This window comes from Micromonospora sp. NPDC005087 (assembly GCF_042872965.1).
In the GTDB taxonomy this organism is placed as follows: Bacteria; Actinomycetota; Actinomycetes; order Mycobacteriales; family Micromonosporaceae; genus Micromonospora.
The window spans coordinates 174343-187189 of record NZ_JBIALB010000013.1 but is presented as its reverse complement, the minus strand read 5'-3'; the positions used below and the strand labels follow the sequence as shown (position 1 = coordinate 187189).

Here is a 12847-nt window from a genome sequence, read left to right as displayed (position 1 = left end):
CACACTCTGCGCGTTACATTGTCACAATGCAAGACCTGGTCCGGTCGGCCAGTGGAATCGGAGGAGACGGTGGCGATCCAGCACGCGGTCCTGGCACTGCTCGCACGCGGCCCGAGCTACGGCTACGAGCTGAAAGGCGCCTTCGAGGCCGCCACGGGTCCACAGTGGGGGCCGCTCAACATCGGCCACCTCTACCAGATCCTCGACCGGCTCTCCCGGGACAGCCTGGTGGTCGCCGAGCGGCAGGCCCAGCAGGTCAAACCCGACCGGGTGGTCTACCAGATCACTCCCGATGGCCGGGCCGAACTCGACCGATGGCTCAACGAGCCGAGCCCGCGCAGTGGCGGCTTCCGGGACGACTTCTTCCTCAAGGTCACCGCTGCCGCCCGATCGGGTTCCGCGCACACCGTCCGCACCGTGCTGAGCAACCAACGCGGGCACCTGCTCCGCGAGCTGCGCAACCTCGACGGGCTGCGCCGCAGGGCCGGCGACCCGGTGGTCGGGCTGCTGCTCGCCGCGGCGAGCCGGCACGTTGAGGCCGACCTCGCCTTCGTCGATGATGCCGAGGCGGTGCTGCTGGCCGACAGCGGCGCGCTGCTCGCCACCCTGGCGGTCACACCGTCGGAGATCACGGCGTCCGCCGTCGACGCCTCGCCGCCCCCGCAGGCGGACGACGCCGGACCGGCCCGCGCGGCCGGCTGACCCCACCGGTCAGTGCAGCCCGCGCAGCCGGGTGACCGCCTCGGTCAGCACCTCCGGGCGCTTGCAGAAGGCGAACCGGACCAGCCGCCGGCCGGCCTCCTGGTCGTCGTAGAAGACCTGGGTGGGCACGGCCACCACGCCGCAGCGCTCCGGCAGCGAACGGCAGAACTCCACCCCGTCCCGACCGCCGAGGGCGGTGACGTCCGCGGTGACGAAGTACGTGCCCTCCGGCACCAGCACCTCGAACCCGGCGTCGGTGAGGCCGCCGACGAGCTGGTCACGGCGCTGCTGGAGCCCGTCCCGGAAGCCGGTGTAGTAGTCGTCGGGCAGGGCCAGCGCCACGGCGACCGCGGGTTGCAGCGGGGCGGCGTTGACGAAGGTGAGGAACTGCTTCACCCGCAGCACCGCCGAGACGAGCGCCGCCGGACCACTCACCCACCCGACCTTCCAGCCGGTGCACGAGAACGTCTTGCCGGCCGAGGAGATGCGCAAAGTCCGCTCCCGCATCCCGGGCAGGCTGGCCAGCGGCACGTGCGGGCTCGACGCGTCGGTGAAGACCAGGTGCTCGTACACCTCGTCGGTGACCGCGTACGCGCCGTACTCCTGGCACAGCTCCGCGACCAGTGCCAGCTCGGCCCGGGTGAAGACCTTGCCGGTGGGGTTGTGCGGCGAGTTGAGCAGCACCAACCGGGTGCGTGGGCCGAACGCCGCGCGCAGCTCGGCCGGGTCGAAGGCGTACCGACCATCGGCCGCGGGGCGCAGGGTGACCGGCCGCCGGACCGCGCCGGCCAGCGCGATCGAGGCGGCGTACGAGTCGTAGTACGGCTCGAAGCAGACCACCTCGTCGCCCGGCTCGCACAAGGCGAGGATGCTGGCCGCGATCGCCTCGGTCGCGCCCGCGGTGATCACGATCTCGCCGTCCGGGTCGTACGCCAGGTTGTGGAACCGCCGCTGGTGGGCCGCGACCGCCGCGCGCAGGGCGGGGATCCCCGGCCCGGGCGGGTACTGGTTCTGCCCGCCGCGCAGCGCCTCGGCCGCGGCGGCCAGCATCTCCGGTGGGCCGTCGGTGTCCGGGAAGCCCTGGCCGAGGTTGACCGCCCCGGTCCGTACGGCGAGGGCGGACATCTCGGCGAAGATCGTCGTGCCGAACGGCCGCATCCGGGCCACCAGCGGGTCGACATCGGTGCTCGTCGTCACCTGCGCCAGCCTACGGGCACCCGCGGGCCGAACCCCAGCCTCAACAATCCGTTTCGAAACATGATCGACTCGAGATCGTTGATATCGGGGTGTCAGCGGCATCCCGATACCGCGGTATCGCTGATCCCGTGTCGATCAAGCGAGAGCCTCACTCCGCCGTGCAGGTGGTCCGCCAGTAACCGCGGGTCTTGTCGACGACCGGCTTGCCGGTGCCGGTGACCGTGACCGTGCAGTCGAGAGGTCCTTGATATTCGATGTCGGGCCAGGTGGCTTCCACCATCACCCGGCTCCGGCCGTTGGTTCGGATGGTGGTGCGCCACGGCAGCTTCACGTCGTCGACGTGGATGAGGTCGCTCTCGGCGTCGTAGTACGAGATGTCGGCCTCGCCCGCTCCGGTGACCTCGTAGACCACCGTCACCGGGGCCGGCCCGGAGGTGGGGCGTGTGATCGGCTTCTTGGTGGGGGTGGGCGCGACGGCCGTTGGTCCGGCGGTGGGCGGCTCGGCCGTGGGCGTGGTCCGGCCGTCGTCGGGAACGACGTACGGCTCTCCGGCGATCGGATCCGGGGTGGACGCTTCGAGCAGCAGGCCGGCCCCGCAGGCGCAGCCGCAGACGGCCAGCACCAGCGTCACGACGATCGCGATCACGATCCCGACGACCCGACCGGTGCCCGTGGAGGCGCTGCTGGCCGGTGGGTGCCCGGGGTGGGTGTAGGGCGGCGGATAGCCCGGCACCGGCCATCCCTGGGGTGTCGGCTGGCCGGCGCTCGGCGGCCAGTCCGCGGGCGGCTGCGGCGTGGACGTCCATGGCGGGGTGGGGGGTGCGGGCGTCCACGGCGCGGCGGACGGATCGGGCGTCCATGGCGGGGTGGGCGGGGGCGGTGCCCACGACGGGGTCGGTGAGGTTGGCGTCCACGGTGACGGTGGCGCCCATGGTTGCCCCGGAGCCAGTGGGTCCGGCGCTGGCAGCGGTGCCGACGGGGTCCACGAGTGCGGTGCGGTGGGGTCCGGTGGGAGGCCGCCACCCGGGGCGGCCGATGGTTCCGGTGCCGCCGAGCCGCCGGGAGACGGATCCGAGGGCGGCGTCGGGGACGGGTCGGGCGGGGGCGCGTCGGACATGGCTGCTCCGGGCGGGAGTGGGTATGGGTCGAGCGAGCCGCGGAGAGGACCCGCCGCACCCGCCGAGAGACTTTCGTACCCGGGAAAGCCTCGCAACCCCGTCGCGCCGGGCACGCCCCGAGCGGACCGGGGTGGCTCGTCCCGTTGTTACCCACCAGCCACCGATCGCTCAGATTCAGTGATTGTTTAGCCGACTTTCGAGCAACCATCGTGAGCGAAACTGGGTTAGGCTGCGGGCCATGTGTGGAATCGTGGGTTACGCGGGCGCACGCCCCGCACTCGGCATCGTGCTGGACGGGCTGCGGCGGCTGGAATACCGCGGCTACGACTCGGCGGGCGTCGCCATCGTCTGCGACGACCAGCTGCTGATCGAGAAGAAGGCCGGCAAGCTGGCCAACCTGGAGAAGGTGCTCTCCGAGCGGGCCGCCGACGACCCGACCTCCTGCGCGGCCAGCCCGATCGGCATCGGTGACGGCACCACCGGCATCGGGCACACCCGCTGGGCCACCCACGGCGGCCCGACCGACCGCAACGCCCACCCGCACCTCGCCCCCGACGGCCGGGTCGCGGTGATCCACAACGGCATCATCGAAAACTTCGCCAAGCTGCGCGCCGAGCTTGAGGCCGACGGCGTCCAGTTCACCAGCGACACCGACACCGAGTGCGCCGCCCACCTGCTCTCCGCCGCGCTGGCCGACCTGCGCGCCGCCGGCCAGCCCGACAGCCCGCAGCTGCTCGCCGCCGGCATGCGGGTGGTCTGCCAGCGGCTGGAGGGCGCCTTCACCCTGCTCGCGGTGGACGCCGCGGTGCCCGGCGCGGTCGTCGGCGCCCGGCGCAACTCGCCGCTCGTCGTCGGCCGGGGCGACGGGGAGAACTACCTGGCCAGTGACGTGGCCGCGTTCATCGAGCACACGCGGGACGCGGTGGAGCTGGGCCAGGACCAGATCGTCCTGATCACCGGCGACAGCATCGAGATCACCGACTTCGAGGGCCAGCCCGCCACCGGCAAGGACTTCCACATCGACTGGGACTCGTCGGCCGCGGAGAAGGGCGGCTACGACTGGTTCATGCTCAAGGAGATCGAGGAGCAGCCGCAGGCCATCGCCGACACGCTGCTCGGCCGGCTCACCGAGACCGGTGAGATCGCCCTCGACGAGGTCCGCCTCAGCGACCAGGACCTGCGCGACGTCGACAAGATCTTCATCGTGGCCTGCGGCACGGCGTACCACTCCGGCCTGGTCGCCAAGTACGCCATCGAGCACTGGACGCGGATCCCGTGCGAGGTGGAACTGGCCAGCGAGTTCCGGTACCGCGACCCGGTGCTCGACCGGTCCACGCTGATCGTGGTGATCTCGCAGTCCGGCGAGACGATGGACACCCTGATGGCGCTGCGCCACGCCAAGGAGCAGAAGGCCCGGGTGCTGGCGATCTGCAATACGAACGGCTCGACCATTCCCCGCGAGTCCGACGCGGTGCTCTACACCCACGGCGGGCCGGAGATCGCCGTCGCCTCCACGAAGGCGTTCCTCACCCAGCTCGTCGCGTGCTACCTGATCGGCCTGCACCTGGCCCAGGTACGCGGGATCAAGTTCGCCGACGAGGTGGGCGCGGTGGTCGCGCAGTTGCAGGAGATGCCCGGCAAGCTGCGCGAGCTGCTGGACCGGATCGAGCCCGTGCGCGAGCTGGCCCGGGAGCTGAAGTCCGAGCCCACCGTGCTGTTCATCGGCCGGCACGTCGGCTACCCGGTGGCCCTGGAGGGCGCGCTCAAGCTCAAGGAGCTGGCGTACATGCACGCCGAGGGCTTCGCCGCCGGCGAGCTGAAGCACGGCCCGATCGCCCTGATCGACAAGGGCACGCCGGTGATCTGCGTGGTGCCCTCGCCGGTCGGCCGGGGCATGCTGCACGACAAGGTCGTCTCCAACATCCAGGAGGTGCGGGCGCGCGGCGCCCGGACCATCGTGATCGCGGAGGAGGGCGACGAGGCCGTCGTCCGGTACGCCGATCACCTGATCTACGTGCCGCGTACGCCGACCCTGCTCGCCCCGCTGGTCACCACCGTGCCGCTCCAGGTGCTCGCCGCCGAGATCGCCGCGGCCCGGGGGCACGACGTGGACCAGCCCCGCAACCTGGCCAAGTCCGTCACCGTCGAGTAACCGAGCCTGACCACCGACCCGGGCCCCGGACGTCGCACCACGCGGCGACCGGGGCCTCCGTCGTGCCTGACCTGGCCCGTCAGCGGCCCAGGACGATGCGGGCCATGCCGTCCAGCGCCGGGTTGGCCGGATCCCAGTAGCCCACGTGACCGTGCCGCCCGCTGGGGAAGGTGCGCCCACCGAAGCCCGCTCCGGCCGGATCCCGGCCGAACCACAGCTCGTGCTCGCCCTGCCCGGCCAGGTTGAGCGCGGCCGCCAGCGGTGACGTGCCGAGCAGCACCTGCCGGGCCAGGTCGGCCGGGGGCCGGGTCAGCCGGATCACGTCGTCCGGGGCGCTGCTCGCCCAGACCTGCCCGGGCGGCACGCCCAACTCGGCGGCCTGCGCGGCGCCGACCCCCGGTGAGCCGACGAAGACCAGCGCGTCGGCGGCCAGCCCGTGGTCCCGGGCGGCCATGCCCACCACCAGCGACCCGTAGCTGTGCCCGAGCACGGTCTGCCGGGCCGGCGGCCCCTCGTGGCTGGCCCGCAGCCCCTCCTGGAAGCGGTGCAACGCCGGACCGGCGTCCCGCGCCTGGCCGGCCGTGGCCGCCTCGTGCAGGAAGTCCGGGGCGTCGTAGTCCAGCCAGAGCACCCCGGCGGTCTGCTCGCCCGGGTCGAGCGTGGCGCACCGGCCCTGCACACGCGCCACCCGGGCCAGTTCGCCCGGCGCGTCGTCGAGGCCGGCGGTCATCCCCGGCACGTAGGTCACCACCCGGTCGGCCTGGTCCGGGTCGCCGAGCGAGACCACCACCCGTCCCTCGCCGGCCGGGTCCAGCCGGAGCAGGTAGGCCCGCGGGGCTCGCGGCTCGCCCAGCCGGTCGGCGAGCGCCTCCAGCCCGGCCAGGCGCGCGTCGACCCGGCGCAGCCGCAGTGCGCCGACCGGCCCGGGCGGGACGCGGGACAGCAGCCGCCGCCGCTCGGCGACCAGCTCCTCCCGCCGGGCGTCGAGCAGCAGCCGGTTGGCCTGGTCGCGGGCTGCCACCGGCAGGCCGTCGAGCCGCCCGACGAGCGTCGGCTCGTGCCCCACCAGCCACCGGCGCTGCGCCGGGGTCAGCCCCGCCCACCACGCCCGGACGTCGACCGGGGTGGCACCCGGCGCGGGCCGGCCGGGCGGCGGCGGTGCCTGCCAGCCGTCGAGAGCCGCCGTGACGAGTTCGCCCAGCCGGGCGGTCGCGGCCCGGTCCGCCGCCCCGGCCAGCTCCAGCGCCGCCCGTAGCGCCGCCGCCACCCGGGCGGCCGCCGGCCCGTCCCGCTCACCGGGTGATCGCGACCGGGCCGGATCCGCGCCTACCCGCCCGTCCCGGTCGATCAGCAGCCCCGCTCCGTCTGCCAGGGCCACCGCCGCGGCCAGCCGGCCCTTCGCCACCGTGAGCCGACCGGCGAACTCGGCGAGCACCTGATCGGCCTCGATCAGCGCGGGTGCGATCGAGGTCAGCTCGCCGCGCAGCCCCGCGAGCCGACCGTCGGCCGCCGTCGCCGCCCGGCCCGACCAGGCGACGCGCAACGCCCTCGCGTCCGTGCTCAGCTCGCCGGCCCGCCTCTCGACCAGCGCGGTCAGCCCGGCCCACGCGGCTCCGGCGGCCTGCCACGGCCCCGGATCGGCGGCCCAGAGCTGGGCGTAGCCGACCGCGGGCGCCGACGGGTCGTCGCGATCCGCCGCGCCGCGTCCCCGGGCCCCCGCCGGCCCGCCGTCCGCACGCGGGCGAGTCGGCGCGGTCACCGGGGTAGCGCGGTGAGCCGGCGGGCGGCCCGGTCGTCCACCGCCCGGTAGGACTCCACCGCCGTCCGGACCGCTCCGCCGGTCACCGCCACCAGGCCGCCGAGTCGGCCCAGCCACCCGTGCACCGCCGACTCCAGCCCGACCAGCGCCGCGCCGGTCGGCCAGTCGGGCGCGGACACCACCAGCCCGGGCACCCCGACCAGCCCGTGCGCCAGCCGGTACGCGTCGTCGTCCAGCGCTCGGGCCACCCCTCGCAACAGCTCCGGTCGGACCGTCAACGGCTCCTCTGTCATCCCACACCCCCGCGTGCGATCGGCATCGACGTGTCGACGGTAGGCGGGACACGTACACCCCGAAGTGCCCTGTGGACGGCCGTTGGCGGCCGTACCCCGACCTGTCCACAGGCGTTGCCCACCGCCTGGCCGACGGCTAATCTGCGGCCTCCGACGCCGGTAGGGTGGGTTGGTGATCGTCGCGGTCGGCATCGACGTCGTCCTGGTCGACCGGTTCGCCCGGTCCCTGGCGCGGACGCCGCTGCTCGCCGACCGGCTCTTCACCGAGGCCGAGCGGTACACGCGCTCCGGCAATCCACGCTCGCCGGAGTCGCTCGCCGCCCGCTTCGCCGCCAAGGAGGCCGTCGCCAAGGCGCTCGGCGCGCCGGCCAATCTGAGCTGGCACGACTGCGAGATCGTGTCCGACCCGGACGGCCGTCCCTGGCTGACGGTCTCCGGCACGGTGGCGGCGGCGGCCGTGGAGCGCGGGGTCGACCGCTGGCATCTCTCGCTGTCGCACGACGGCGGGATCGCGTCGGCGATGGTGGTCGCGGAACGGTGACGTCGGCCGGGTGGGCCGTTCCGGCCGCCCGCAAGCGGAATGGGGCGGTGGCATGAGATCGGTGTGGCGGGTGGCCGACGTACGGGCGGCCGAGGCGGGGCTGATGGGCACGCTGCCCGAGGGCACGCTGATGCAGCGGGCCGCCGCCGGTCTGGCCCGTCGGGCCGCGCTGCTGCTCGCGGAGCGGGGCGGGGTGTACGGCGGGCAGGTGCTGCTGCTGGTCGGCTCCGGCGACAACGGTGGCGACGCCCTGTACGCCGGGGAGCGGCTGGCCCGTCGGGGCGTCACCGTGTCCGCCCTACTGCTCACTCCCGGGCGGGCGCACGCCGCTGGGCTGGCCGCGCTGCGGGCCGCGGGCGGCCGGTTGGTGGACCACCCGACCGGCCCGGTCGACCTGGTGCTGGACGGCATCGTCGGCATCGGTGGCACCGGCGGGCTGCGGACGAACGCGGACGAGGTGGTCCAGGGTCTCGGTGAGCTGCGCGGGCGGGACGGCGGCCGGGCCACGGTGCTGGCGGTGGACGTGCCGAGCGGAGTGGCGGTGGACACCGGGCACGTGCCGTTGTCCGCGTCCGGCCGGCCCACCGCGGTCCGCGCCGACGTGACGGTCACCTTCGGCGCGCTGAAGCCCGCCCTGGTGGTCGGGCCGGCAGCCCCGCTGGCCGGTCAGGTGGAACTGGTCGACATCGGGCTGCGGCCGTGGCTGCGGGGCACCCCGGCGCTGCGGGTCACCGAGTGGTCCGACCTGGTTGACTGGTGGCCGAGGCTGGGCCCGGCATCGGAGAAGTACAGCCGGGGCGTGGTCGGCCTGGCGACCGGCTCGGAGACGTACCCGGGGGCAGCGGTGCTCTCCGTCGGCGGGGCACTGGCCGGGCCTACCGGCATGGTCCGCTACGCCGGCGGCGCCCGGGCCGAGGTGCTGCACCAGCATCCCTCGGTGATCGCCACCGGCCGGGTCGCCGACGCGGGCCGGGTGCAGGCCTGGGTCTGCGGCTCCGGGCTGGGCACGGGGGAGGACGCGGCGGCCGAGCTGCGCGCCGTGCTGGCCGCGCCGGTGCCCGTGGTGCTCGACGCCGACGCGCTGACCCTGCTGGTCGACGGTTCGCTCGCCGACCGGCTGCGCGGCCGGGACGCCCCGATCGTGATCACCCCGCACGACCGGGAGTTCGCCCGGCTCTGCGGGGAGGAGCCCGGCGCGGACCGGGTCGCCGCGGCGCTGCGGCTGTCCGCCTGGATGAACGCGGTGGTGCTGCTCAAGGGGGACCGCACGGTGATCGGCACGCCGGACGGTCGGGCGTACGTCAACCCCACCGGCACCCCGGTTCTGGCCACCGGCGGCACCGGCGACGTGCTGGCCGGGCTGCTCGGCTCGCTGCTGGCCGGCGGTGTGCCCGCGGACCGGGCGGCGGCCTCGGCCGCGTACCTGCACGGGCTGGCCGGCCGGGAGGCGGCCCGAGGCGGGCCGGTGACCGCGCCCGACGTGGCCACCGCGCTGCGTCCGGTCGTTGCCCGGCTGGGCTGATCGCGGCGTTGCGGCCGGGATGACCGGATCGATGACTCGGGACGTGCGTCGCCGCCCGCGGTGATCACGGCGGAAAGTAGGCTGGGCTCATGTGGCAGGCCGAGGTACGCGTCGATCTTGACGCGATCCGTGAGAACGTGAGTCGACTCCGGTCCGGCACCAACGCCGAGCTGATGGCGGTGGTGAAGGCCGACGGGTACGGCCACGGCATGGTCCCGGCCGCCCGGGCGGCGATCGACGCCGGTGCGGACTGGCTCGGTGTCTGCACCCTCGACGAGGCGCTCACCCTGCGTCGGGCCGGTGTGGCCGTGCCGGTGCTGGCTTGGCTGCTCGCGCCCGGCCTGCCGCTGCACGAGGGCGTCAGCGCGGGGGTGGACCTGGCGGCGGCCAGCCTGGCGCAACTGGACGAGATGATCGAGGCGAGTCGGCGTGCCGAGCGCCCGGCCCGGCTGCACCTGAAGATCGACACCGGGTTGTCCCGGGGTGGGGCGACCGTCGCCGACTGGCCGGCGCTGCTCGACGCCGCCGCCAAGGCGCAGGCCGACGGCCTGGTCGAGGTGGTCGGTGTGTGGAGCCACTTCGTGTACGCGGACATGCCCGGCCACCCGACCACGGACCGGCAGTTGGCCGTCTTCCACGAGGGGCTGGCGATGGTGGAGCGGGCCGGGCTGCGCCCGCGCTGGCGGCACCTGGCCAACTCGGCGGCCACCCTGACCCGGCCGGACACCCACTTCGACCTGGTCCGCCCGGGGCTGGCCGTCTACGGGCTCTCCCCGGTGGCTGGCGAGACGTACGGGCTGCGGCCCGCGATGACCGCCCGGGCCCGCGTGATGCTCACCAAGCGGGTGCCGTCCGGCACCGGCGTCTCCTACGGGCACACCTACACCACGGCGAGCGACGCGAACCTGGCCGTGGTGCCGCTCGGGTACGCCGACGGAGTGCCCCGGCACGCGTCCAACAGTGGGCCGGTGCAGCTCGCCGGCGCGCGGCGGACCATCTCCGGGCGGGTCTGCATGGACCAGTTCGTGCTGGACTGCGGCGACGACCCGGTGGCCGACGGCGACATCGCCACGCTGTTCGGCAGCGGCGCCGACGGCGAGCCGACCGCCGACGACTGGGCCGAGGCCGTCGGCACGATCAACTACGAGATCGTCACCCGGTTCGGCAGCACCCGGGTGCCCCGGGTCTATGACGGTGAGCGGCCATGAGCCCGTACCGCATTCCACGACCGCGGACCGCTGCCGGCCGGGTCGCCGGGCTGGTCGGCGCCGCGGTCGGAGTGGCCGCGGCCGGCCTGGCGGCCGGCGTCGCGACCGAGCGCACGCTGGTCCGCCGGCTCAAGGCCGACCCGACGGACCGCTACGCGCACGAGACGTTCGGCGAGCAGCGGTACGACGACGCGTTCCGGCTGGAGCTGCCGGACGGCACCGACATCCACGTCGAGGTGGTCGAGCCGACCCGGCCGGTGCCCGGGCACCCGACGGTGGTGCTGGTGCACGGCTTCTGCCTGGACATGGGCACGTTCCACTTCCAGCGCCAGATGCTCGCCGCGCGCGGCGACTACCGGATCGTGACGTACGACCAGCCCGGTCACGGTCGGTCCGGCCGGCTGGAGAGCGGCGAGTACGACCTCGCCGCGCTCGGCCAGACGCTGCGCCGAGTGATCGACCGGACCGCGCCCGAGGGGCCCCTGGTGCTGGTCGGTCACTCGATGGGCGGCATGACCATCATGGCGTTCGCCGAGTTGTTCCCGGAGCTGTTCGGTGACCGGGTGGTGGGTACGGTGCTGATGGCCACCTCGGGCGGGCTGATCGCGGAGACCAAGCTGGTCGCGCCGGCGCTGCTCGGCCGGGTCGGCGGCCCGGTGCTGTTCATGGTCAGCAACGCCACCCGGTACGGCGGGCCGGTGATCGACAAAGCCCGCAAGTCGACCTCGAACGTGGCCTGGTTGCTGACCCGCAAGTACGGCTTCGGCACCCGCAAGCCCAGCCCGGCGCTGGTGTCCTACGTGGAGATGATGAACTCCCGGACTTCGGCCGACACGGTGACCCGCTACCTGCGGACCCTGGCGACCCACTCGCGCTTCCCGGCGCTCGCGGCGCTGGCCGACACCCCCGTGCTGGTGGTGGTCGGCGACAAGGACATGATCACTCCGGTGACACACTCGGAGGAGATCGTCCGGCGGTTGCCGCACGCCGAGTTCGTGAAGATCCAGGACAGCGGGCACGTGGTGATGCTGGAGCACGCGGACGAGGTCAACACCGCGCTGGCGGAGTTCCTCGAGTCACTGGAGAGCGTGGAGGAACGGTGAGTCACGTCGTCAAGCTCCCGACCGTCGAGGACACCCGGGAGTTCGGCCGCCGGTTGGCCGGGCTGCTGCGCGCCGGTGACCTGGTGCTGTTGACCGGGCCGCTGGGCGCCGGCAAGACCGCCCTCACCCAGGGCGTCGGCGCCGGGCTCGGGGTGCTCGGAGACGTCACCTCGCCGACGTTCGTGATCGCCCGGGTGCACCGGCCCGATCCGGCACGGGGTGGCCGGGTGGCCCTGGTGCACGCCGACGCGTACCGGCTGGGTGACGCCACGGACCCGCGCGCCGAGATCGACGACCTGGACCTGGACGCATCGGTCGATGAGTCGGTGACCGTGGTGGAGTGGGGCGAGGGGCTGGTGGAGCAGTTGGTGGACGCGCACCTGCGGGTCCGCATCGACCGCCGCGACGACGACACCCGGATCGTCGAGCTGGACCCGGTCGGTGGCGACTGGTCCCGGCGGCTCGCCGACCTGGGTTAGGCCGCCGGGCCGCTGTCGTACCCGATGCCTAGAGTGCGGGGGACCGACCCGCGCTGTGAGAGGTTCCCGATGCCCGACGACGCCCCCGCCCTGGATCTGCTGGCCCTGCTGCCGGAGCAGTGGCGTGCCGTGCTCACCCCCCACCTGGATCCGGCCCGCGCCGCCGCGCTGGCCGAGTTCGTCGCCCGGGAGTACGCGACGCACACCGTCTTCCCGCCGTTGGCGGACCTGTTCTCCGCATACCGGCTCTGCCCGCCGCAGGGCACCCGGGTGCTGATCCTCGGGCAGGACCCGTACCACCGGGCCGGGCAGGCGCACGGGTTGAGCTTCAGCGTCCGGGACGGGGTGACGGTGCCGCCGTCGCTGCGCAACGTCTTCAAGGAGCTGGGCGAGGACCTGGGCGTGCCCAAGCCGCGTAGCGGCAACCTCGACGGCTGGGCCGCGCAGGGCGTGCTGCTGCTCAACGCGGTGCTGACGGTCCGTCAGGCCACTCCGGGCTCGCACGCCAGCTCCGGTTGGGAAGAGTTCACCGACGCCACGATTCGAGCGTTGGACGCGTCACCCGACCGGGTGGTCTTCCTGCTCTGGGGCGGGTATGCCCGCAAGAAGGCCGCGCTGGTCACCAACCCGCAGCACGTGGTGCTGGAGGCCGGTCACCCCAGCCCGATGAACCCGCGCGGCTTCCTCGGCAGCCGGCCGTTCAGCGCGGCCAACAAGGCGCTGGCCGACGCCGGCCTGCCCACCATCGACTGGGACCGCACCGCCGGCTGACG

Annotated in this window: 12 protein-coding genes; 8 read left to right on the top strand and 4 right to left on the bottom strand. The window is 74.1% G+C overall.

What is annotated here, in order from left to right:
• Positions 1-51 precede the first annotated feature (51 nt).
• Complete coding sequence (locus ACFYPS_RS26720; RefSeq protein WP_354964752.1) at positions 52-702, top strand: PadR family transcriptional regulator; 651 nt, start codon at positions 52-54, stop codon at positions 700-702.
• A 9-nt stretch (positions 703-711) separates the two neighbouring features.
• Here ACFYPS_RS26720 and ACFYPS_RS26715 read toward each other — a convergent pair whose 3' ends face one another.
• Together ACFYPS_RS26715 and ACFYPS_RS26710 are read right to left on the bottom strand one after the other, a co-directional pair.
• Positions 712-1899 carry a pyridoxal phosphate-dependent aminotransferase gene (locus ACFYPS_RS26715; RefSeq protein WP_354964751.1) on the bottom strand — a complete coding sequence of 396 codons (1188 nt, stop codon included), beginning with the start codon at positions 1897-1899 and terminating at the stop codon, positions 712-714.
• A gap of 148 nt (positions 1900-2047) precedes the next feature.
• The gene (locus tag ACFYPS_RS26710; RefSeq protein WP_354964750.1) at positions 2048-2632 is read right to left on the bottom strand and encodes an MmpS family transport accessory protein; all 585 of its coding nucleotides are present in this window, start codon (positions 2630-2632) and stop codon (positions 2048-2050) included.
• 623 nt (positions 2633-3255) lie between these two features.
• Here ACFYPS_RS26710 and glmS point away from each other — a divergent pair.
• Complete coding sequence (gene glmS / locus ACFYPS_RS26705; RefSeq protein ID WP_354964749.1) at positions 3256-5169, top strand: glutamine--fructose-6-phosphate transaminase (isomerizing); 1914 nt, start codon at positions 3256-3258, stop codon at positions 5167-5169.
• Positions 5170-5248: 79 nt separating this feature from the next.
• Here the strand turns inward: glmS and ACFYPS_RS26700 are convergent, their stop codons facing one another.
• Both ACFYPS_RS26700 and ACFYPS_RS26695 read right to left on the bottom strand, forming a co-directional pair.
• Positions 5249-6928, bottom strand: a complete 1680-nt coding sequence (locus ACFYPS_RS26700) for an alpha/beta hydrolase (RefSeq protein WP_354964748.1) — start codon at positions 6926-6928, stop codon at positions 5249-5251.
• Positions 6925-7221, bottom strand: a complete 297-nt coding sequence (locus tag ACFYPS_RS26695) for a hypothetical protein (protein WP_354964747.1) — start codon at positions 7219-7221, stop codon at positions 6925-6927. The genes ACFYPS_RS26700 and ACFYPS_RS26695 overlap by 4 nt, the downstream gene beginning before the upstream one ends.
• A gap of 172 nt (positions 7222-7393) precedes the next feature.
• On the opposite strand from ACFYPS_RS26695, the gene ACFYPS_RS26690 reads away from it, so the two are divergent.
• From ACFYPS_RS26690 to ung, 6 genes are all read left to right on the top strand, one after another.
• On the top strand, positions 7394-7762 hold the full coding sequence (locus ACFYPS_RS26690; RefSeq protein ID WP_354964746.1) for a holo-ACP synthase: 369 nt from the start codon (positions 7394-7396) through the stop codon (positions 7760-7762).
• A gap of 52 nt (positions 7763-7814) precedes the next feature.
• Positions 7815-9284 (top strand): NAD(P)H-hydrate dehydratase, encoded by a 1470-nt coding sequence (locus ACFYPS_RS26685; RefSeq protein ID WP_354964745.1) that lies wholly within the window; start codon positions 7815-7817, stop codon positions 9282-9284.
• Positions 9285-9373: 89 nt separating this feature from the next.
• Positions 9374-10492 carry an alanine racemase gene (alr, locus tag ACFYPS_RS26680; protein ID WP_354964744.1) on the top strand — a complete coding sequence of 373 codons (1119 nt, stop codon included), beginning with the start codon at positions 9374-9376 and terminating at the stop codon, positions 10490-10492.
• Positions 10489-11595: an alpha/beta fold hydrolase gene (locus ACFYPS_RS26675; RefSeq protein ID WP_387327808.1), complete on the top strand. Its 1107-nt coding sequence runs from the start codon at positions 10489-10491 to the stop codon at positions 11593-11595. Before alr ends, ACFYPS_RS26675 begins: the two co-directional genes overlap by 4 nt.
• Positions 11592-12074, top strand: a complete 483-nt coding sequence (tsaE, locus tag ACFYPS_RS26670) for a tRNA (adenosine(37)-N6)-threonylcarbamoyltransferase complex ATPase subunit type 1 TsaE (RefSeq protein WP_354964742.1) — start codon at positions 11592-11594, stop codon at positions 12072-12074. Before ACFYPS_RS26675 ends, tsaE begins: the two co-directional genes overlap by 4 nt.
• A 69-nt stretch (positions 12075-12143) precedes the next feature.
• On the top strand, positions 12144-12845 hold the full coding sequence (gene ung, locus ACFYPS_RS26665) for a uracil-DNA glycosylase (RefSeq protein WP_354964741.1): 702 nt from the start codon (positions 12144-12146) through the stop codon (positions 12843-12845).
• Positions 12846-12847: the final 2 nt, after the last annotated feature.